This is a genomic window from Caballeronia arvi, assembly GCF_001544695.2.
GTDB lineage: Bacteria > Pseudomonadota > Gammaproteobacteria > Burkholderiales > Burkholderiaceae > Caballeronia > Caballeronia arvi.
On sequence record NZ_FCOM02000003.1, the window covers coordinates 193,575 to 213,545 of the forward strand.

The window sequence follows — 19,971 nt, forward strand, 5'->3', positions numbered from 1 at the left end:
CCTCAAGCGCTACGCAATTGATCGCCGACGGGTAACTTCCTCAATCGCTTGCCCGTCGCGGCATGGATAGCATTGGTGATAGCGGGTATCAGCGCAGCCGTGCCCGGTTCGCCGATACCGCCAGGCGCCTCGGTGCTCTTGACGATATGCACTTCCACCGGCGGCGTCTCGTGAATGCGCAACATTCGATAATCCGTGAAGTTGCTCTGCTCGACGCGCCCGTCCTTGATGGTGATTTCGCTATAAAGCGCTGCCGTGATGCCAAAGAGAATGCCGCCCTGCACTTGCGCTTCGACCGTATTGGGATTCACGACCATGCCGCAATCCACCGCGCATACGATACGGTTCACCGTCACCGCGCCGTCCTTGTCGACGGCGACATCCGCGACGACCGCAAAGAAACTGCCGAAAGCATGCATCACCGAAACACCACGGCCTTGTCCTTGCGGCGTGGATTGCTGTCCCCAGCCGGCGGCCTGCGTCGCGACATCCAGCACGTTGCGCGCGCGCGGCGACTTGCCGAGCAGATCGCGCCTGTATTTGACGGGATCGGCTTTTGCCAGCACAGCAAGTTCGTCGATGAAGCTTTCCACGACGAAGGTTCCGCGCGTCGGTCCGACGCCGCGCCAGAATGCCGTGGGCACGTCGTGCGGTTCGAGGCGCACGTAGTCGATGAGTTGATTGGGCAGATCGTACGGAAGATCGGATGCCACTTCCACCGCGTCCGGATCGACACCGTCTTTCACGGCGGGCGGTGCGAAACGCGCGAGTATCGACGATCCGACGATGCGATGCGTCCACGCAACCGGTTTGCCGTTCGCATCGAGCCCCGCCGATAACTTGTCGTAATAACACGGGCGATACATGTCGTGCTGTATGTCTTCTTCGCGCGACCATGTCACTTTGACGGGTACGCCCAGCGCTTTGCCAATCTTGAGCGCTTGTGCCGCCATGTCGAATTCGAGCCGCCGCCCGAAGCCGCCGCCGAGCAGATGGTTATGCACGAAGATCTTGTCCGCAGGCAAGCCGGTCGCCTGCATGCCGGCATCGCGGATACGCGTGGGCACCTGCGTGCCGAGCCAGATATCGCAGCCATCGGGGCGCACATGCACGGTGCAGTTGATCGGCTCCATCGTCGCATGCGCGAGAAACGGCTGCACGTAGACCGCATCGACGCGCGTCTTTGCATTGGCGAACGCGTTATTGACATCGCCCTCCTTGCGCGCGACGGCGCCCGCACGCTGCGACGCATTCGCCATGTCGTCGACGATCTGCCTCGTCGATACGTTCGCGCTCGCGCCTTCATTCCATTGAACGTTCAACGCGGCTGCGCCCCGCTTTGCAGCCCACGTATGATCGCCGATCACCGCGACGCCATTGTCGAACTTGACGACCTGACGTACGCCGGGAATCTTCTTCGCATTGCTATCGTCGACGGATGCGAGTGTGCCGCCGAATACCGGGCAATTGACGATTGCCGCATACACCATGCCGGGCAAGCGTACGTCGAGACCGAACATCGCGGTGCCGTCTACCTTCTCCGGCGAATCGAGACGCCTGACCGGCGTCCCGACGATCCTGAAGTCCTTCGGGTCTTTGAGCTTGATATCTTGCGGCACGGGCATTTTCGCGGCCGCTTCCGCGAGATCGCCATAACTTGCGCTGCGATCACCCGATGCATGCGTTACCTTGCCGTCTTGCGCCTGGCAAGACGATGGATCGCACTGCCATTGTTGTGCGGCGGCTGCGACGAGCATCATGCGTGCGGCCGCACCCGCCTTGCGCATCGGCTCCCACGCATAGCGCACGGAAGTCGAGCCACCCGTCAGCTGGCCGCCCAATAGCGGGTCCGTGAAGAGTTTTTCATCGGGCGGAGCATGATCGATCGTGACGTTTTCGAGCGGCACGTTCAGCTCTTCGGCGATCAACATGGGCAGCGCGGTATAGACGCCCTGTCCCATCTCGACCTTCGGCATGATGAGTACGACCTTGCCGCTCTTGTCGATCTGCACGAAAGCATTCGGCGCGAATACGCCGTCTTGCGGCGTCTCGATGCCATCTCCGCCGATCACGGATTTGCCTTTGCCTTGATCCTGACTCACGGCGGGCATGCTGAAACCGATCAGCAATCCGCCGCTTGCAGCGACGCCCGCGGTCACGCCGAGCTTGAGGAAAGCGCGACGTGAAAATCCGGCGCGAGCCGCATGGCATCCCGCTTCGATCAATCCTTGCGACATGTCACGCCTCCTTTGCGGCCTGCTTGATGGCCGCGCGGATGCGGTGATAAGTGCCGCAGCGACAGATGTTGCCTGCCATCGCAGCATCGATATCGGAGTCGTTGGGATTCGGGACGGTCGTGAGCAGAGCGGTTGCGGACATCACTTGTCCGGACTGACAGTAACCGCATTGCACGACATCGAGTCGACGCCAGGCTGCCTGCACTTTCTTGCCGGCCGGCGTGTCTCCAATGCCTTCGATCGTCGTCACTTTACGATCGCCAACGGCTGCGATTGGCAATACGCACGAACGGACGGCGGCGCCATCGAGATGAACCGTGCATGCGCCGCATTGCGCTATGCCGCAGCCGAACTTGGTTCCGGTCAGACCTACGATATCGCGCAACACCCAAAGGAGCGGCATGTCGGGCGGCGCATCGATCGTATGGTTCTGTCCGTTGATGGAAAGCGTGGTCATGAGCGGCTCCGGCTTTTAAATGGTTTCGCGGATATCGCAAATGGCCGACTGTGTGGGGACAGTCAGCTTTTAAGGCATCGGGATTGTAGCGCTGCTTTAAAAATCGAGCTTGAACGACGGTGTATTCGAAATAGCTTAGCCAATGCAATTCAGAATGGGGCGTGATGTTTGCGACGCATTGCATTGCCTGAAACTCCGGCCTGCTTTGTTTGCCCATGCGCCGGGTTGCATTCGGAGGTTGGTTGGGCGAAGGACGGTTAGTTGCGATCGAAATGCAAATGTTATGCGGAAGTTATCGCTCGCCGAGCGTCATGGTCTCTTCGAGCAACGCGCGCAAGCGGGCGACGCGTTTAAGATCGCGGTGATAACCGAGCCATACGTCGCGTCCGGGCGGCGCTTCTCCAAGATCGAAGCACCTGATGCGCTTGTCCGGATCGCCCAAAGGACACGGCAAGACCGCGAAGCCCGCGCCTTCAGCGCACATATGCGCCTGCGCGTCGCGATTGTTGCTGCCGAAAATAAGCTTCGCTTTGGGCAACATGCGTTTTATCCAGAGCACATCGGGCAATTGATCGAACGCGCTATCCATGCTGATGAGCGTCTGCCCTTCTCCATTGCCTATTTCGGGCGATGCGAGATTCGCGCGCCCATACAACGCGTAGTCGATATGCATGAGCTTGCGCTGCACGACATCGGGTTCATCGAACGGCGTGATGCGAAAGACCAGATCCGCCTCGCGCCGCGCGAGGTTATAACGGCGCGCATCGGTGACGAGTTCGATCGACACCTCCGGATGCTTCGCCAGAAAGCGCGCGAACACCGGCGTAAGAACATGCACGCCGAACCAGTCCGACGACGATATGCGCAGCAAGCCCGTGAGCTTCGCGTCCTGTCCGGCGAGTGCGCGCGTGAAGCCGAGCGCCTCTTCTTCCATGCGTTCCGCATACGCGAGCACGGCCGCGCCTTCGTCGGTGAGGACGAAGCCGTCGCTCGTACGCTGGAATAGCACGTGTCCCAGCGCCTCTTCGAGCGCGCGCAGGCGTCGCCCCATCGTCGGTTGCGTCTGGCCGATCATTCGCGCGGCTGCGCCCAGCGTGCCGCTTCGCGCGATCGCCAGAAACACACGGACGTCGCTCCATTCGAGATTGGGTCCATTCATTTTCGTATGACCACCGTGCACATCTGTCGATTTACATGCTCGCATGCATGGCAGAGTATGAGCGCATCGCTATCAACGTTCAATCCTCTCGGAGCCGCCGATGTCCACCATGCAAGCACTCGTTCTCGATCGTCATAACGGTCCGCTCGAACGGATCGAGCTCGATCGTCCCGAAGCAAAATCAGGGGAAGTGCTCGTGCGTATCGCGGCGAGCGGGCTCAATCCGCTCGATACGAAGATTCGCGCCGGCGCCGCGGCGCATGCGAAACATCCGCTCCCACTCGTGCTCGGCATCGATATGGCCGGTATCGTCGAAGCAGTCGGCGCGGGCATCGATGCGTTCAAGCCGGGCGATGCGGTATATGGCATGACCGGCGGTGTCGGCGGCATTCAGGGCTCACTCGCGCAGTACGCAGCCGTCGATGCCGCACTGCTCGCGCACAAGCCCGCGAACCTTTCGATGCGCAGCGCCGCCGCCATGCCGCTCGCGTTCATAACGTCTTATGCGGGCATCGTCGATCGCGCGCATTTGCAGGCGGGACAAACCGTGCTCGTGCAAGGCGGTGCGGGCGGCGTGGGTCATATGTCCGTGCAACTCGCTCGCGCACTCGGCGCGCAAGTATTCGCGACCGCGAGCGAGCGCGATCATGAATACATTCGGAGCCTCGGCGCGACGCCGATCGATTACCGCACGACGAACGTCGAGCAATATGTCGCCGTGCATACGGGAGGCGCGGGTTTCGATCTCGTCGTCGATACTGCCGGCGGCCCTTCGCTCGATGCATCGTTCGCAGCGGTCAGGCACTTCGGTCATGTAGTCAGCGCGCTGGGATGGGGCACGCATGCGCTCGCGCCGCTGTCGTTTCGCGAGGCGAGTTATTCGGGGGTCTTCACGCTGCATCCGTTGTTGACGGGACAGCATCGCGCACATCATGGCGAGATGCTGCGCGAAGCTACGCGGCTCGCAGAAGCAGGCAAGATCACGCCACGCATCGATGCGAGACGTTTCGATCTGCACAGTGCGGAGCAGGCTTATGAAGCGCTATTGGATGGCACGGCGCGCGGCAAGATCGTCGTCGATGTCGACGCCATGCTTGCCGGCTGAATCGTCAGCCGAACACGCCCGCGAGACCCAGCAGAGCACTTGCCGCGACGAGCCAGATAGGATTGAGCTTGCTGCGATAAGCGACGGCCGCGCACACCACCGTGCAAAGCGTGCGAGACACGTTCACATCCGTTTCGCGCGCGAATACATAGGCCGCTGATACGAGTAGCCCGACCGTCACGGGCGCGAGTCCTTTGCGAATCGCGCCGACGATGCGCGAGTCCTGCCGCCGTTCCACCCATGCGCTCACGAAATACGCCATCAATGAAGACGGCAAAATCTTAGCGACGGTCGAAACCAATGCGCCTGATAGTCCCGCCGCCTGAAAGCCGATGAGCGCGACCGCCATGCCGTTGGGACCCGGTGCGGCCTGCGTGATGGAGAAGAACGTGACGAACTGCTCGCCGGTGACCCAATGACGCGTATCGACTGCATAGCGCTGGATATCGGCGAGTGTCGCGTTCATGCCGCCGACGGCGAGCAACGACCAGATCGCGCCATGCACGAAGAGATCGGCGAGTGTGCTCCACATCGCATCACTCCTTGCGCGCGCCGCGCAGCATTGCGATGGTGCCGAGCGGACCGAGCACGGCAAGCACGATGAGCAGCGGTATCTTCATGATCGCAATGGCGATGAACGTCGCCGCCACGAGCACGATGCTCGCCGCGCCGCGCGGCAGACTCGTCACGAGCTTGAGCACCGTTGCGATCACGAGGCCCGTCGCGGCGGGCATGAGCCCCGCGAAGAGATGTGCGGTGACCGGTGCATGTCCCCATCGCGCATAGGCATAGCCGACGCCGATCGTGATGATGGTCGGCGCGAGATAAAGCCCGAACACCGCGATCGCCGCCCCCTTTGCGCCGCGATATTGCCGCCCGAGTACAGTCGCTATGTTTGCGACGTTAGGCCCCGGCAGCAATTGCGCAAGCGGCAATAACTCCGCGAATTCGCGATTCGTGAGCCAGCCCAGTCTTTCCACCAGCATGCGTCGCGCCCACGGCAACACGCCGCCAAAGCCCGTCAGTCCAATGAAAAAGAATGCTTTGAAAAGCGCGAACGAAGTGGGCGTCGGCGGCACGCCATAGGTATTCACTTCGCTCGAAACCGTGGCGGCGGGCGGAAGCTCGTTGAGGGTATGGGCAGTCATCGCGATGCGTGCGGTGGAAAAGAGGCGCGCCTATATCTATATCTTGGCCGTTTCGAACGTGGCCGGATGAAAGATATCCTCGATAGTCAGGCGGCGTTTCGATAACCCTTGCGAATGATGATGGCGCAGGAAGGTCTCGAGTGTATCGCGGTTCCCTTCGATGCCATAAGACCAATGATCGTCGCCCATCAATTCGCGCGCGGCTTTCAATTGTTCTTCGACGAAAGGCAGCGTGACCTTCGTCGCCGATGTGTCCGACAGACGCGCGAGCGCAATGCGCTTGCTCTCGGTGAATGCCTTGAGCACGGCCGCTGGCAACCACGGATGCGCTTCTACGAGCGTCTTGCGAATGCCCACGACATGCATGATCGGAAAGACGCGGGTGCGACGGTAATAGTCCTTCGCCGCCGCAGTCGGATCGCGAAACAGCCAGCCGACGTTCGGGTTGATCGCGGCGCAGCCGGGCGGGCGCGGCGCCATGAAGCCGTCGATATCGCCGCGATCGAGCATCGCCGAAATCGTGTCGTCTTCGGGCGCGGCTTCGAGACGGATATCGGAAGGCAGATCGAGCTTGATCTTCTCCGGGCGCCCCGGCTCGTCGATACCGCCGCGCACCCATTTCACATCGCTCGGCTTCACGCCGAAATCGTCCTCGAGCACGGCGCGCGCCCATACATTCGCCGTCAGCTGATATTCAGGCAGGCCGATGCGCTTGCCCTTCAGATCCTCGGGCCGTTCGATGCGGTCCCTGCGCACATAGATGGACGTATGCCGAAAGGCACGCGACAGAAACACGGGTATCGCGACGTAAGGACACGACCCCTCCGCTGTCTTCACCGCATAACTGGAGAACGACAGCTCGCTGATATCGAACTCCTCGTAGCGAAACGCGCGAAAGAACATCTCTTCCGGCGACAGCGTCATGAACACGGGCTCGGCGCCGTCGATCTGCACCAGGCCGTCGAGCAGCGGGCGTGTTCTGTCGTAGTCGCCCATCGCGACGGAGAGTTTGAGTTTTCCGATCATCGTGTGAAGCTCCGGCATTTTGCGTGCATAAAACCGATTGGTCGATTGCATGCAAAGTGCATCAAACCAACGAATGCACGAGGTTGCGGTTGACCTTGCGGCGCAGGAATTCGAAGTTGACGGCGAACTGCTCGACGCGCGTCACGGCGTCGTGCAGACGGTCCACGTCTTCCGGCGAGAAGGTTTCGCCGACACCGCCCGCCGCCTTCGTCAGCAATTGAATGCGGCATGCATTGTCCAAAAGGAGCGACAGCACGACCGATTCTTCGATCGAGCGTCCCACCACCGCGACGCCGTGATTGCGCATCAGCACGGCCTTGCTCGATCCGAGCGCGCGCGCGACGCCCGCGCCCATGTCCTGCGTGCGGATCAGGTTCATCGTGTCCGTGTAGTACGGCAGGCCGTCCGCGAAGTGCACGCTCGGCTGGCTGATCATCTCGAGCGGTTGGCCCGTTGCCGAGAGCGCGACGGCATGCGTCGGATGCGCGTGGATCACGCTCGTCACATCGGGCCTCGCCCTGAAGATCTCGGAGTGGATGAAAACCTCGCTATGACGGCGTCCGCCGCCGCTCACTTTCTCGCCTTCGAGATTGCAGACGACGATGTTGTCGTCGGTGATCTCGTCGAAGCCGTGGCTATGCGGCTTCATCAGGAAATGCGTGGGATCGCCCGGCACGCGCACGGAAATATGTCCGCGCGTGAGATCGCCCTGACCTTCCGCTTCGAGAATGCGGCCGGCATCGATCAGTTTCTGCTTCGCTTCGTTGAGAGTCATGGTGTCGTCCTGCGTTCGGGAAATGAATCGGCTAGTAGCGCCCGCCCACCGCGGCCTTCGCTTTCGAAAGCACATCGGGCGGGGTCTTGTAGAGCTCGTCGAGCAACTGGTCCATGCGCTGCCACGAAACGGGGCGCACTTCGAGACCCATGCGCTTCGCTTCGGCGAGGAATTGCGGGTCTTTCACGGTCCGCTCGAATGCCTGGCGCAACGCGGCCGTGCGTTCCGGTGGAAGGCCCGGCGGCGCCGCGAACGGCCGCGCGAACACCTGACTCGCGACGATCACCTTGAGCACCTGACGCGTCTGATCGTTCGGCGCGAGATCGAGAAGCAACGGCACATCGGGCAACTCGGGATGCTTCTCCAGCGCGACCTGCACGAGGATGTTGATCTTCTTGCCCGTGATCCAGTCGGGATGACGCGTTTGAATCGTGCTCCACGACACGCCGCATTCGCCGTCGATCTCGCCGCGCTCCATCGCAAGCGCCGTTTCGTTACTGCCCGGATAACCCGTGACCAGTTTCAGCTTCGAATCGAAGAGATTCTTGATGGTGGACGCAATCACGTCAGGGTCCGAGCCCGCCCCCTGTCCGCCCATGCGCGCTTCTTTATCGATGAGATCCTTGAACGTCTTGACCGGCGATGTATTCCACGTCACGCACAGACTGACATCGCTCGTGATGCTGCCGAGCCACGTGAGCTTGCGCGCATCGAAATTGGCATCGCCCAGAAGCGGTTGCTCGGGCATCGTGCGGCCGAAGGTCCCAAAGGTCGCGCCATCTTTCGGCGCGATGCCATAGAGATAATTCACGGCCTTCAGACTGCCCGCGCCCGGCATGCTTTGCGGCGTGATCGTCGGCTTGCCCGGGAGAAAATTGCCGATGTATTTGCCGAGCAGGCGCGCATAAGTATCGTAGCCGCCGCCGACGGAATAGCCGATCGTCATCGTGACATTGCGGCCGTTATAGAAGTCCGCCACGGATTCGGCGGCCGCGCGGCTCGCGAGCGGCGCACACAGCATCATGCCCGCAAGCGCGGAGATGGCTGCACGCGCACCCATGCGCCGGCCCCTTGTTTCAGGGCCTTTGCGCGACGTTATCTGCGAGAGTCGATCGTTCATGGTTCTGTCTCCACCAGTTATGACCGGCTGGCCGATGTGGGCTTGCCGCCGGTGTCGTGTGATTGCACACGAGATCAAACGAGGCCGCCGAATTGACGCAGCCAGGGCAGCCAGTCGCCGATGAGCGCTTGCGGCCACGGTGTCGAAAAGATGCGGCCGAATACGAGCCACAATGCGAGGGTCATCGCGATCGACAACACAGCCGAAGTGCGCCAGCGCTCGCCGAATTCGAAGCGCGCGACGAGCAACATGAAGATCAGCAAGGCGGGCAGCAGACCGATGACAGCGGCCGTGCCGAGCGCGCCCGCGATCGATGCGAAGAAGCGCACGCCGCGCAGATAAATGGTCCGCGTATCCAGTGACGATGCGAGGCCGTCGTGCGTCGACGGCTCGCCGTGTGCGCCGAAACCCGGGCTTGCCGTGGCGTTCGCATTCGTCTTCGCGATGGCATTCATGGCGGCCTCGGAATCGCCATTGCTTTGCGGTGCATCGAAAGGCGCGCCTGCGCCCGCGAGTGCGAACTCGTTCATGGCAACCGAAGGCGATATCCTTGTTTCAGCGCTGGTCACTTCGCGCGTGAACAACTGCTCGATCAGCACGATGCAGCAGAACACGAGCGCGGCGCAGGCGGATGTCATCGGCATTAGGCTCGCGGCGAAGGCCCAGTCGCGCGCCACCGTCATCGCGATGATCACGAGCGCCGTGAGGACCATCGTGAAGACGATCTGCCAGTCGAAGCCGCGCAGCCGCAGCTTGAACGAAGGCGCGACCGCACCGCGCGACGACGCTTGCGAACGCGTGCGCAAGGTCTTGCGCAGCCCCTTGATCGTCGGGCCGAGCACGACCCACAACGCAGCGAGCAGAATCACGATCACGACGGGCCGCGCGAACAGACCGATGCCATAGATCTCGTGCGAGATGAAGTAATAACGCTCGAAGATGCTGCCGAGCACGAGTCCGAGAATGAGCGGCGGACGCGGCCAGTTCAGGCGCTTCATGATCCAGCCCACTGCACCGAACAGGACGAGCGAACAGAGGTCGCCCCAGCTTTGACTTGCATTGAACGCGCCGAGATAGACGATCGCGACGACGAGCGGAATCAGGATGCCGACGCGCACCGTCGCGAGCTTCGAAAACAGGCTGCTGCTCGAAAGACAGATCACCGCGCCCATGATGTGCGAGATCGTCAGAGTCCAGATGATCGTGTACGTCACGTCGAGATGCTTGGTCAGCATCTCGGGACCGGGCGTGAAGCCGTGCATGATGAATGCAGAAAGCAGCAGCGCCATCGACGCGCCCGCGGGCATGCCGAACGCGACGGTCGGAATCAGGTGGCCGCCCTCCTTCGCATTGTTTGAACTCTCTGATGCGATCACGCCGCGAATATCGCCCTTGCCGAAGTTCTCCGCGTTCTTCTCGGTGCGAATCGCGTGCCCGTAGGCCATCCAGTCGATGACCGCCGAACCGATGCCCGGCACCGCGCCGAGCAGCGCGCCCAGCCCGCTGCAACGCAGGATCAGCCACCAGTGGCGCGCCGCGTCCCTCACGCCGTCCCATTGCGTGCTGGCGCGCACGCCGGGCTGCGGATGCGCGCGTGCGATGCCGGTGCGCTCGATGGCCATGTCGGCGAGTTCGGGCAGGGCGAAGATGCCGAGCGTGACCGGCACGATCGGCAGATGGTCCCATAAATACAAAGTGCCAAACGTCCAGCGCAGCGTGCCCGTTTGCGGATCGGAGCCGATCAGCGACAACATCAGGCCGAACGACGCGACCGCGAGGCCTTTCATCGGCGCCTTGCCCGAAAGCGTCGCGACCATCGAGAGGCCGAAGATGCACATCGCCAGCAATTCCGCGGAGCCGATATAGAGCACGATCAGGCGCAAGACCGGAATCGCGAGCGCGAGCAGCAGCGCGCCGAAGATGCCGCCCGCGAGCGACGACGCGTAGCCCGCGCCGAATGCCCGCCGCGCGTGGCCCTGCTTCGCGAGCGGATGCCCGTCGAGCACCGTGGCCGCGGCACCGACCGTGCCGGGCACGCCGAACAACACGGCGGGGATGAAGTCGGACACCGTCGTCACCGCGGCCATGCCGAGCAGGAGCGCGAAGGCCGTATAGCCGTCGAGGTGATAGGTGAACGGAATGAGCAGTGCGAGCCCGACGATACCGCCCAGGCCCGGCACGACACCGAGCGCGAGTCCGAGCAGCACACCGCCCAGCATGATCCCGAGGCGCAGCGGATCGAGGATCAGGGTCAGCGCATGGAGGGCGGCGTCGAGCATCAGCGCGCCTCCCGGTGAGCTTGCTGCGCGGCACGACAGCGGCCGTGACAACGCGATCGAGTGCTTGTGGGTCGCATCTCAAGTCTCCGGTAGTCGCCCGGCTGCGTGGCCGGGTGTTTATGGTCGAACCGCCAGTCGAACTGCTCGCCGCCGCGCGACATGCCTGTTTGCATGATGTGTTTTGCATTACGCATTCACGATTGGGTTTTGCGTTATGCGTTTTGCATGCAACATGCAGCCGCGCCGCCGTCTTGCCCTGCGTCGTGCGCCTTACGTCTTATGCCTTGCCCGTCCCGGCACTATTCGAAGATACGCACCAGATCCTTGGCGATCGGCGAATACTTCGCGTGCGTGCGCAGCATGAAGCTCGAGAAGCCGTCGCTGTTGTGATGCTTCTTGCGCTCGTTCGGCAAATCGATGCACTGATTGCGCACCGGATCGCGCACGATGCCCATCGGGTCTTCGCCCGCTTCGACTCTCTTCAGCTCGCGGCGCAACATGCGGCGGTAGATCGCGAGGCCCTGGTCGGATGCGCCGAGGTTCTCGCGCGTGCGGTCCGCAATCGCGCCCTGCGTGATCCACGCCATCATGTCCTGCCCGTCGACGTTATCGACGATGAACTCGCCGTCTTCGTCCCTGAACGGCACGTCGTAGGTATGCAGACGCTCGGTGAGCCGCGCCGGCACGTCGATGCCCTTCGGCGGAAGGTATGCGTTGTACCAAAGGTGCAGCGTGTGCTCGTCATCGACCGGCACGCGAATCTGGAACGAGTAGTAGCGCGAAGCCTCGTCGCCATTGCCTACCGCGAGCATGTTCGGGAACACGATCGGATGCCCGATGCGCCAGTCGTCCGAGTCTTCCGAATGGCCCGCGAGCAGACGATGTTTCGTCACGCCGAACTCGAACTCATTGAAGGCGATCTTCTCGTGCTTCGCGCTGATCGCCACCTTGACGCCTTCCTGCTCCTTCTGGAATTCATAGTGATGACCATGCAGCCACTCGGTATGGATCGGATCGACCGAGTTCTCCATGATCTGCAGCCAGTTCACCGGCAACAGCGCGCGGCCCATCATGCGGATCGCGCCCTGCGCGACGAAGCCGTCGAAGCGCGGCAGCAGCGGGCGCGGCTCCGGTCCCATGTAAGCGAACAGCACGCCGCCGAGCTCTTCGACCGGATACGCATCGGTCGTCACTTTGTCGCGGAACGCGCAGTTGTCCGGCTCGTTCGGCTGATCGAGACACTTACCCTCTGCGCTAAACTCCCAGCCGTGATACGGGCAACGGATGCCCTGTTCCGTGGGAATGCCGTGCGCGAACGACGCGCGCCGATGCGGACATTGTTCCGCGATCAGACCGCGCTTTCCCTGCCGGTCCCGAAAGAGCACGAGATCCTCGCCGAGCAGACGCACCCGTTTGGTCCACTTGTCGTCGAGTTCCGATGCCGCTGCGAAGGGCTGCCAGTAACGCCGCAACAGCTTGCCCATCGGCGTGCCCGGTCCGATGCGCGTCAACGTTTCGTTTTGTTCTGCCGTGAGCATGAGTCGATTCCCGTATGTTTGAAGAAGCGCGCCGGAGGCACCGTCATGCCGCCGGCCTTGAAATCGATAATATGCTTAGGTATCTAACTTAAAAATAATGGAAAGTACTAGGTGGGATCACGCGCATCCGAAAAGCCGTCTCTTGCCTATCGCGTCTATATGGAGGCGATTTCTTCCCGATGTGCCACCGCGCGACGAGATCCGGATTCACCCTGATATCCAGATCGTTGACAAATTAAACTTAGTTATCTAAGTTAACGAAAAGGGCATCGCTACATGCCGAAAACAGGTGAGAGGATGAACAAGCGCGAGCAAAAGATTCCACGCGACCCGCAGCCGGGCACGCTCAAGCACTGGCGCGAGGCACTGCCCGAAGAGCGCATGGCGCATCTCGTCAAGGATGCGGCGCGCGGCTTTTCGCGCTCCTTACAGGCTCGTCTCAAAGAGCATTCGGTGCTCTATGGCCACTGGACGTTTCTGCGCATTCTCTGGCAGACGGACGGTCTCACGCAGCGACAGTTGAGCGAGCAGGCGGGCGTCGCCGAACCGACCACGTTCTCCGCATTGAAGACGATGGAAAACCTCGGCTATCTCACGCGCCAGAAGCTGCCCGACAACCGCAAGCAGGTGCGCGTCTTTCTCACGCCGAAGGGCGTCGCGCTGCGCACCGTGCTCGTGCCTTTTGCAATCGACGTGAACCGCATCGCGCTAGCAGGCATCACGCAGGACGACATCGCGGCGACGCGTCGCACGCTGCTCGCGATGATCGAGAACCTGGCCGCCGATGAAATCGCCGCGCCGAAGAACGGCCGCGATTCGGCCAATGACGATAACAGCGAGGACTCACTGTGACGAACACGAGCGCCGTGCGCATCGGCATCGTCGGCTTCGGCACGGCGGGACGCGCATTCGTTCCGGCCATCGTCGGGCATCCGGGCTTCGTGTTCGCAGGCTTCGCCGATCCGTCCGCGACGGTGCGCGAAACAGGTGCGCGCGAGTTCGGCGTGACGGCATACGAGAGCATCGAAGCGCTCATCGAACATGGTGCGCTCGATGCCGTCTATGTCGCTTCGCCGACCACGCTGCATCGCGCGCATGTGGAGCTTGCGGCGCGCGCGGGCAAGCACGTGCTCGTCGAAAAGCCGATGGCCGCGAATCTCGACGACGCGCGCGCGATGGTCCAAGCCGCCGACGCCGCGGGCATCGTCCTGCTCGCCGGACATTCGCATAGCTATGATCAGCCGATTCACGCGATGCGCGCCCTCATCGATTCGGGCGAGCTGGGCCGCGTGCGCATGGTGCATACGTGGTGCTTCACCGACTGGATCTATCGCCCGCGGCGCCCCGACGAACTCGACGCGTCGCAAGGCGGCGGCGTCACCTTGCGCCAGGGCTCGCATCAGTTCGACATCATTCGCCTGCTTGCGGGCGGAGCTGCGCGCAGCGTTCGCGCGAAGACGTTCGACTGGGACCCGGAGCGCCGCGCGATCGGCGCGCACACGGTATTCATCGAATTCGACGATGGCGCCGCCGCCACTGCCGTCTACAACGGCTATGGCCGGTTCGCGAGCGCGGAGTTGTGCTTCGACATCGGCGAATGGGGTTTTCCGGCGCAATCGCGCGCGATTGCAAAGCCGTCGAATGTCGAAGACGAACTGCGCGCCAAGGCCGAACGCGCGCGTCATGCGATTCCCGCCGGCGCGCCGAATCAACCGTTCTTCGGCTTGACCGTCGTGAGCTGCGAGCGCGGCGAGATGCGCCAATCGCCGAAGGGGCTGCTCGTCTACACGAACGATGGAAAACGCGAAATCGAATTGCCGGCCGATGTATCGCCGCGCGAACTCGTGATGCGCGAGTTCCACGACGCGATCAGCGGGCGCAAGCGCGCCATTCATGACGGCCGCTGGGGCGTCGCCAATCTCGAAGTCTGCGCGGCTGCGATCGCATCGTCCGAACGTGGCGAGGAAGTATTTCTGGAGCATCAGGTCGCACTCGCATGATTGCGTGATTGCCTGACCCAACCGTGAGGCGGCGAACGAGTCCGCAATGGAATCATGAATACCCTTAGCATGCCTGATCGAATCCAATCCGCCGATGCAACGCTCGCGCTGACCGTCACGGACAAGCGCGAGATCGCCGAAGATATCTTTCTGTTCGAATTGCGCGACGCCGGTGGCAATGCGCTGCCGCCCTTCACCGCCGGCGCGCATCTGCTGGTGCACACGCCCGCTGGCATAGCGCGACGTTATTCGCTTTGCAACGATCCCGCCGAACGCGATCGTTATGTGATCGCGGTGAAGCACGATGCGGCGGGCAGCGGCGGATCGATCAGCATGGCCCGAGAGGTTCGCATCGACGCAACGCTCAACGTGTCATGGCCGATGAACTACTTCGCGCTTTCGAGCGATGCATCGCGCTATCTGCTGATCGCGGGCGGAATCGGCATTACGCCGATGCGCGCAATGATGGCCGAACTCGCGGCACGTGACGCGCATTTCGATGTGATCTATTGCACGCGCTCGCCCGAATCCACCGCATTTCTCGACGAACTCAAGACCGGCGCGTTCGCCTCGCGCGTGCGTGTGCATCACGATTTCGGCGACCGCGCGCAATCGCTCGCCATCGCGCCTCTCGTGGCCGACCGTTCCGGCGATACGCATATCTACTGCTGCGGCCCGCGTCCTCTGATGCAGGCGGTGCGCGACGCCGCATCGCACTGGCCCTCTTCCGCCGTGCATTTCGAGGATTTCGGCACGAGCGCGCAGGAAAACGCCGCAGGCGAAAAGGCGTTCACGGTTCGTCTCGCACGCACCGGCGGGTGCTTGAACGTCGCGCCCGGCGAAACCATTCTCGACGCACTGCGCGCGAACGGAATCGACACGCCGAGCTCATGCGAAGCAGGCACATGCGGCTCATGCAGAACGCGTCTGCTTTCGGGCGAGGCCGATCATCGTGATTTCGTGCTCGATGAAGACGAGCAGGCCTCCGAGATCATGATCTGCGTATCGCGCGCGTGCTCGAATGAACTGGTGCTCGATATTTGACTGTCCGATCCACATATTTTTCCTCGCCATAAGGCTTGCATAAGCTTTCTCTCCGATGATTGCGGCCTGGTCCGTGCGAGCGCGGCCGTATATCGTTTCATCGGAGAACCCGTTTATGCGCAACCTGTACGCGTCTGTCTATAATGCGCCCGCCCGAGTGTTTCACTGGCTCACCGCCGCGCTGCTTTTCGTTCAATACCTGCTGGCCTGGACGATGCCCGACGTGCATCGCGATACGAAGCCCATCGGCCTGATCGCGTGGCATCTGGGCGTCGGCATGGTGATCATTCTGCTCGTCATCATTCGGCTTCTCTGGCGTAGCACGCATGACGTGCCGCCCGAACCCGGCAGCGTGCCGCCAGTTCTGCGCACTGTTGCACGATTCACGCACTGGCTGCTGTATATCCTGCTGCTCGCCGTTCCATTGATGGGCTGGGCCAACGCGTCGGCGCGCGGGTGGCCGGTCACGCTCTTTACGTTCCTGCCCATGCCGCCGCTCTCGTCGGCCGGCTCGTCCATCGGTCACGCGCTCGGCGACTGGCATCGCAACTTCGCGTGGGTCCTGCTCGCGCTCGTCGCCCTGCATGTCGGCGCTGCGCTTTTTCATCAGTTCGTCTTGCGCGATCGAACTTTGGAACGCATGTTCCCGGCTCGTCGCAATCAGGCGCCGTCTAAACGATGACGACCATGAGACGCGATTCCATTCTCACTCATCGCGACTTGTGGGGGTATTAACGTCATGACATGAGCTTCGTCTTTACTCTAGCAAGTATGAGACGAACGATAAAAAGGTGACGTTATGGCGTCCCAGACAGAACTCAAACGTTTTAGCTCCAATCTCGCCGACGAACTCGACAGCGCGGCGCTCTACGACACGCTCGCGCAAGCCGAGAAGCAGGAAGACAAGCGGCGCGTGTATTCCGACCTGGCAGCCGCCGAGCGCCGTCATGCCGACATATGGGCCGCGAAGCTCAAGGCCAATGGCGTGTCGGTGCGCGCGCATCGCGTCGGTGCGAAAACACGCATGATGCGCGCGCTCGCGCGTGCGTTCGGCCCGGATTTCGTGCTGCGCTCCGTCGCCGCCAGTGAGATGGCGGATCGCGACAAATACGCGGGGCAACCCGATGCGGCGCAGATGTCGGCGGAAGAGCGGCATCACGCGGATATCGTGCAGGAAGTGGCGAATCGCAACAAGGGTTTGAGCAAAGGCGGTGCGATTGCAGCGGCGGAATCGTGGCATCGCGGCGTAGCGTCGGGCAACGATTTGCGCGCGGCGGTGCTTGGCGCGAACGACGGCCTCGTGTCGAACTTCTGTCTCATCATGGGTGTCGCGGGCGCGGGCAGCAACAGCAGAACGGTGCTGCTCACGGCGTTCGCGGGACTCATCGCGGGCGCGGCATCGATGGCGCTCGGCGAGTGGCTCTCCGTCACGAATGCACGCGAACTTGCGCGCACGCAGATCGCAAAGGAACGCGACGAGCTCGATCACATGCCCGATGCCGAGCGCCACGAGCTTGCGCTCATCTATCAGGCAAAGGGCATCGATGCAGCCGAAGCGAGACGCGTCGCCGCACAGATCATGCGCGACAAGGACAAGGCGCTCGATACGCTCACGCGCGAAGAGCTCGGTCTCGATCCGCGCGAGCTGGGCGGCAATCCGTGGACGGCCGCGCTTGCATCGTTCACGCTATTCGCGATCGGCGCGATCTTTCCGGCCATCGCGTTTCTATGGGCAAGCGGAGCAGACGCGATCGTTCAGTGCATCGCGTTGAGCGGCCTCGGGCTTGCTGGCATCGGCGTGTTCACGTCGCTGTTCAATGGCCGCGGCGCGCTCTTCTCTGCCGTGCGCCAGGTGCTGATCGGCATGATCGCCGCAGGGTGCACGTTCGGGCTCGGCAGGCTGCTGGGCGTATCGCTTTCATGAGCGATGCGCCGCGCAATTCGCACGCGGCGCATCATGCTCATATCATCAGATCTTGAACGACTCGAACGTTTCCGGCGCGAAGATTTCTTCAGGTTCGAGCAGACGCTTCGATAAACCCTGCTCGTACGAATAGCGCAGGAACGTGCGCAGATTCTCGCGATTCTTGTCGAGACCGTAAGGCCAGAAATCGTCGCCCATTTCCTTGCGCGTTTCTTCGACATGCGCGTTCAGCCACGGCAACATCGACTTGAGCGCGGCCGTTTCGTTGAGATCCGCATACGTGCGTCGTTGCGATTCGATCAACGCCTTATAGAGCGATTGCGCGGCCCAGCGATTCGCTTCGTAGACCTCGCGCCTGAGCACGACGGTGTGCATGATCGGAAACATCTTCGTGTCGCGGAAATACTGCCGCTCAACGTCGATGTAATTCTCGAACAGACGCTTCACACGTCCCTTCCCATTCACGTACGACGACGGCATGCGCGCGGTATAGAGCGCATCGATTTCGCCGTCGAGCAACATCTGCGACAGCGTCTTGTCCGGACCGATCTGCTCGACGCGAATGTTCGAAGGCAGATCGAGCTTCAATTTCTCGGGCCGATTCGGCTCTTCCTCGCCGCCGGTGTAGTACGTGACGCTATCGACGGGCACGCCAAAATGATCTGACAGAATGCCGCGAATCCACACGGGCGCGGTCATCTGATACTCCGGATTGCCGATGCGCTTGCCGATCAGATCCTGCGGTTTGTCGATGCCCGAATCCGCATTCACGTAGATGCACGAGTGACGGAAGAAGCGCGACGGAAACACCGGAATCGCGATGAACGGACGCGGCTCGCGAAAGCACGACATCGTGTACGACGACAGCGACATCTCCGACGCATCGAACTCATGATGCCGCAGCATGCGAAAGAACGTCTCTTCCACCGGCATGTTCAGATAGTTGAGATCGATGCCGTCCGGCTGCACGCTGCCGTCCATCAATGCGCGTGTGCGGTCGTAATTCCAGCATCCGAAGGTGAGTCTCAGCTTGGACAAGGTCTGCTCCTGGCAGCGTGTTGGGGATTCATGCGGCGCACGTCGAGCGACGCGCGGATCAATAGAACTGGTCGAAGTGCACTTGATCGAAGGGCACTTTCAACGCGACGAGCGCGCGCTGGATCGCCGCGCCCATCGCGGGCGGGCCGGCGAAATAGATCTCCATGTCGCGCAGGTTCTCGCCGAAGAGCGTTTCCGCCACCGTGTGCACGAAGCCCACGTGGCCATCCCATGCGGTTTCGCTATCGGGCGCGACATCGGAAACGGCCGCCTGGAAATGCAGGCGCTCGGCCCATCCCGGCAATGTTTCGAGCATGTCGCGGCCGCATACGTCGCGCGGCGTGCGGCCGCCGTAGAGGAAGTGCAGCTTGATGTCGTCGAGCGCGCGCTCGGCCGCTACGCCACGCGCGATCGAGATCATCGGCGCGAGGCCCGATCCGCCCGCGATGCAGAGAATGTCGCGCTTCACGTCGCGTCGCAGATACGCCATGCCATAGGGCCCGTCGATATCGATGCACGCGCCGATATCGAGCACATCGAAGAGCACACCCGTGCCCTGCCCGTTCGGCACCCGGCGAACCTGGAAATGCAATTCGCGCGGATGCGTCATGCCATCGGCGATATTGCTCATCGAATACGCGCGCTGGCCTTCGACGCCAGGCAGCGTCAGCAGCGCATACTGGCCCGGCTCGAACGGCATGGCGCCGGACAGCGTGAAACGGAATTCCTCGATGTCATGCGTGATCGCGCGACGTTCGCTCAGCGTGCCGTTCACGCGGCGCGGTGCATGCTTCGGTGCATAGTGCGCCGAAGGACGCAGCTTGATCGTGCAGTCGCCACGCGGCGCGCTCTGACAGCCGAGATAGCGGCGGCGCTCGCGATCCTTCGCGGTCCAGCCCGGTGCTTCCGGCCATAGGACATCGAGGTCGCCTTCGATCAGTTCGAACTTGCAGTTGCCGCACGCGCCCACGTTGCATTCGTACGGAAACGCGATGCCCGCGCGCAAGGCCGAGCGCAGCATCACATCGCCGTTTGTGCATTCGTACGTTTGATCGGATGCTGCGAGCGTGATGCGATGTGCGGGGCCGTCCGAATGCATGAATCCACCTCGATTGATGAGT

The 19,971-nt window shown here is 62.1% G+C and carries 18 protein-coding genes; 6 read left to right on the plus strand and 12 right to left on the minus strand.

Going from position 1 to position 19,971, the window contains the following annotated elements; translation table 11 throughout:
- Nucleotides 1-2: 2 nt before the first annotated feature.
- The 3 genes from AWB74_RS05615 to AWB74_RS05625 all read right to left on the minus strand — a co-directional run bounded on the left by AWB74_RS05615 (nucleotide 3) and on the right by AWB74_RS05625 (nucleotide 3,853).
- Nucleotides 3-2,237 (minus strand): xanthine dehydrogenase family protein molybdopterin-binding subunit, encoded by a 2,235-nt coding sequence (locus AWB74_RS05615; RefSeq protein ID WP_061145777.1) that lies wholly within the window; start codon nucleotides 2,235-2,237, stop codon nucleotides 3-5.
- A gap of 1 nt (nucleotide 2,238) precedes the next feature.
- Nucleotides 2,239-2,694: a (2Fe-2S)-binding protein gene (locus AWB74_RS05620; RefSeq protein ID WP_061145778.1), complete on the minus strand. Its 456-nt coding sequence runs from the start codon at nucleotides 2,692-2,694 to the stop codon at nucleotides 2,239-2,241.
- A gap of 292 nt (nucleotides 2,695-2,986) precedes the next feature.
- A complete protein-coding gene (locus AWB74_RS05625) occupies nucleotides 2,987-3,853 on the minus strand; it encodes a LysR family transcriptional regulator (RefSeq protein WP_061145779.1) in 867 nt (288 codons plus the stop codon).
- A 100-nt stretch (nucleotides 3,854-3,953) separates the two neighbouring features.
- Here AWB74_RS05625 and AWB74_RS05630 point away from each other — a divergent pair, with 100 nt between their 5' ends.
- Nucleotides 3,954-4,958 carry a zinc-dependent alcohol dehydrogenase family protein gene (locus tag AWB74_RS05630; protein WP_061145780.1) on the plus strand — a complete coding sequence of 335 codons (1,005 nt, stop codon included), beginning with the start codon at nucleotides 3,954-3,956 and terminating at the stop codon, nucleotides 4,956-4,958.
- A 4-nt stretch (nucleotides 4,959-4,962) separates the two neighbouring features.
- Here the strand turns inward: AWB74_RS05630 and AWB74_RS05635 are convergent, their stop codons facing one another.
- The 7 genes from AWB74_RS05635 to AWB74_RS05665 form a co-directional block, all read right to left on the minus strand.
- Nucleotides 4,963-5,490 carry a chromate transporter gene (locus tag AWB74_RS05635; protein ID WP_061145781.1) on the minus strand — a complete coding sequence of 176 codons (528 nt, stop codon included), beginning with the start codon at nucleotides 5,488-5,490 and terminating at the stop codon, nucleotides 4,963-4,965.
- Between the two features lie 4 nt (nucleotides 5,491-5,494).
- On the minus strand, nucleotides 5,495-6,106 hold the full coding sequence (locus AWB74_RS05640; protein WP_061145782.1) for a chromate transporter: 612 nt from the start codon (nucleotides 6,104-6,106) through the stop codon (nucleotides 5,495-5,497).
- 36 nt (nucleotides 6,107-6,142) lie between these two features.
- Complete coding sequence (locus AWB74_RS05645; protein WP_061145912.1) at nucleotides 6,143-7,129, minus strand: ABC transporter substrate-binding protein; 987 nt, start codon at nucleotides 7,127-7,129, stop codon at nucleotides 6,143-6,145.
- A 64-nt stretch (nucleotides 7,130-7,193) separates the two neighbouring features.
- Nucleotides 7,194-7,907: a class II aldolase/adducin family protein gene (locus AWB74_RS05650; protein ID WP_061145783.1), complete on the minus strand. Its 714-nt coding sequence runs from the start codon at nucleotides 7,905-7,907 to the stop codon at nucleotides 7,194-7,196.
- A gap of 31 nt (nucleotides 7,908-7,938) precedes the next feature.
- Nucleotides 7,939-9,027, minus strand: coding sequence for a Bug family tripartite tricarboxylate transporter substrate binding protein (locus tag AWB74_RS05655; protein WP_061145784.1), 1,089 nt, complete (start codon nucleotides 9,025-9,027; stop codon nucleotides 7,939-7,941).
- Nucleotides 9,028-9,101: 74 nt separating this feature from the next.
- Entirely contained in the window at nucleotides 9,102-11,306 is a 2,205-nt protein-coding gene (locus AWB74_RS05660) for a tripartite tricarboxylate transporter permease (RefSeq protein WP_061145785.1), read from the minus strand.
- 299 nt (nucleotides 11,307-11,605) lie between these two features.
- Nucleotides 11,606-12,844, minus strand: a complete 1,239-nt coding sequence (locus AWB74_RS05665; RefSeq protein WP_061145786.1) for an aromatic ring-hydroxylating dioxygenase subunit alpha — start codon at nucleotides 12,842-12,844, stop codon at nucleotides 11,606-11,608.
- Nucleotides 12,845-13,141: 297 nt separating this feature from the next.
- Between AWB74_RS05665 and AWB74_RS05670 the strand changes: the two genes are divergently transcribed.
- The 5 genes from AWB74_RS05670 to AWB74_RS05690 all read left to right on the plus strand — a co-directional run bounded on the left by AWB74_RS05670 (nucleotide 13,142) and on the right by AWB74_RS05690 (nucleotide 17,812).
- On the plus strand, nucleotides 13,142-13,696 hold the full coding sequence (locus AWB74_RS05670) for a MarR family winged helix-turn-helix transcriptional regulator (RefSeq protein ID WP_061145787.1): 555 nt from the start codon (nucleotides 13,142-13,144) through the stop codon (nucleotides 13,694-13,696).
- Nucleotides 13,693-14,844, plus strand: a complete 1,152-nt coding sequence (locus AWB74_RS05675; RefSeq protein WP_061145788.1) for a Gfo/Idh/MocA family protein — start codon at nucleotides 13,693-13,695, stop codon at nucleotides 14,842-14,844. Before AWB74_RS05670 ends, AWB74_RS05675 begins: the two co-directional genes overlap by 4 nt.
- A gap of 69 nt (nucleotides 14,845-14,913) precedes the next feature.
- Nucleotides 14,914-15,888, plus strand: coding sequence for a PDR/VanB family oxidoreductase (locus tag AWB74_RS05680; protein WP_061145789.1), 975 nt, complete (start codon nucleotides 14,914-14,916; stop codon nucleotides 15,886-15,888).
- A 115-nt stretch (nucleotides 15,889-16,003) separates the two neighbouring features.
- A complete protein-coding gene (locus AWB74_RS05685; protein ID WP_061145790.1) occupies nucleotides 16,004-16,570 on the plus strand; it encodes a cytochrome b in 567 nt (188 codons plus the stop codon).
- 117 nt (nucleotides 16,571-16,687) lie between these two features.
- Nucleotides 16,688-17,812, plus strand: a complete 1,125-nt coding sequence (locus tag AWB74_RS05690) for a VIT1/CCC1 transporter family protein (RefSeq protein ID WP_061145791.1) — start codon at nucleotides 16,688-16,690, stop codon at nucleotides 17,810-17,812.
- A 45-nt stretch (nucleotides 17,813-17,857) separates the two neighbouring features.
- On the opposite strand, the gene AWB74_RS05695 is transcribed toward AWB74_RS05690, so the two are convergent.
- Together AWB74_RS05695 and AWB74_RS05700 are read right to left on the minus strand one after the other, a co-directional pair.
- Nucleotides 17,858-18,850, minus strand: a complete 993-nt coding sequence (locus tag AWB74_RS05695) for a hypothetical protein (protein WP_061145792.1) — start codon at nucleotides 18,848-18,850, stop codon at nucleotides 17,858-17,860.
- 58 nt (nucleotides 18,851-18,908) lie between these two features.
- Nucleotides 18,909-19,949 (minus strand): 2Fe-2S iron-sulfur cluster-binding protein, encoded by a 1,041-nt coding sequence (locus AWB74_RS05700; RefSeq protein WP_061145793.1) that lies wholly within the window; start codon nucleotides 19,947-19,949, stop codon nucleotides 18,909-18,911.
- Nucleotides 19,950-19,971 lie beyond the last annotated feature (22 nt).

Excerpts from the sequence above, each read along its gene's own strand:
- AWB74_RS05615 (WP_061145777.1), bottom strand. The coding sequence starts at position 2,237 with ATGTCGCAAGGATTGATCGAAGCGGGATGCCATGCGGCTCGCGCCGGA.
- AWB74_RS05620 (WP_061145778.1), bottom strand. The coding sequence starts at position 2,694 with ATGACCACGCTTTCCATCAACGGACAGAACCATACGATCGATGCGCCG.
- AWB74_RS05625 (WP_061145779.1), bottom strand. The coding sequence starts at position 3,853 with ATGAATGGACCCAATCTCGAATGGAGCGACGTCCGTGTGTTTCTGGCG.
- AWB74_RS05630 (WP_061145780.1), top strand. The coding sequence starts at position 3,954 with ATGTCCACCATGCAAGCACTCGTTCTCGATCGTCATAACGGTCCGCTC.
- AWB74_RS05635 (WP_061145781.1), bottom strand. The coding sequence starts at position 5,490 with ATGTGGAGCACACTCGCCGATCTCTTCGTGCATGGCGCGATCTGGTCG.
- AWB74_RS05640 (WP_061145782.1), bottom strand. The coding sequence starts at position 6,106 with ATGACTGCCCATACCCTCAACGAGCTTCCGCCCGCCGCCACGGTTTCG.
- AWB74_RS05650 (WP_061145783.1), bottom strand. The coding sequence starts at position 7,907 with ATGACTCTCAACGAAGCGAAGCAGAAACTGATCGATGCCGGCCGCATT.
- AWB74_RS05655 (WP_061145784.1), bottom strand. The coding sequence starts at position 9,027 with ATGAACGATCGACTCTCGCAGATAACGTCGCGCAAAGGCCCTGAAACA.
- AWB74_RS05660 (WP_061145785.1), bottom strand. The coding sequence starts at position 11,306 with ATGCTCGACGCCGCCCTCCATGCGCTGACCCTGATCCTCGATCCGCTG.
- AWB74_RS05665 (WP_061145786.1), bottom strand. The coding sequence starts at position 12,844 with ATGCTCACGGCAGAACAAAACGAAACGTTGACGCGCATCGGACCGGGC.
- AWB74_RS05670 (WP_061145787.1), top strand. The coding sequence starts at position 13,142 with ATGAACAAGCGCGAGCAAAAGATTCCACGCGACCCGCAGCCGGGCACG.
- AWB74_RS05680 (WP_061145789.1), top strand. The coding sequence starts at position 14,914 with ATGCCTGATCGAATCCAATCCGCCGATGCAACGCTCGCGCTGACCGTC.
- AWB74_RS05685 (WP_061145790.1), top strand. The coding sequence starts at position 16,004 with ATGCGCAACCTGTACGCGTCTGTCTATAATGCGCCCGCCCGAGTGTTT.
- AWB74_RS05690 (WP_061145791.1), top strand. The coding sequence starts at position 16,688 with ATGGCGTCCCAGACAGAACTCAAACGTTTTAGCTCCAATCTCGCCGAC.
- AWB74_RS05700 (WP_061145793.1), bottom strand. The coding sequence starts at position 19,949 with ATGCATTCGGACGGCCCCGCACATCGCATCACGCTCGCAGCATCCGAT.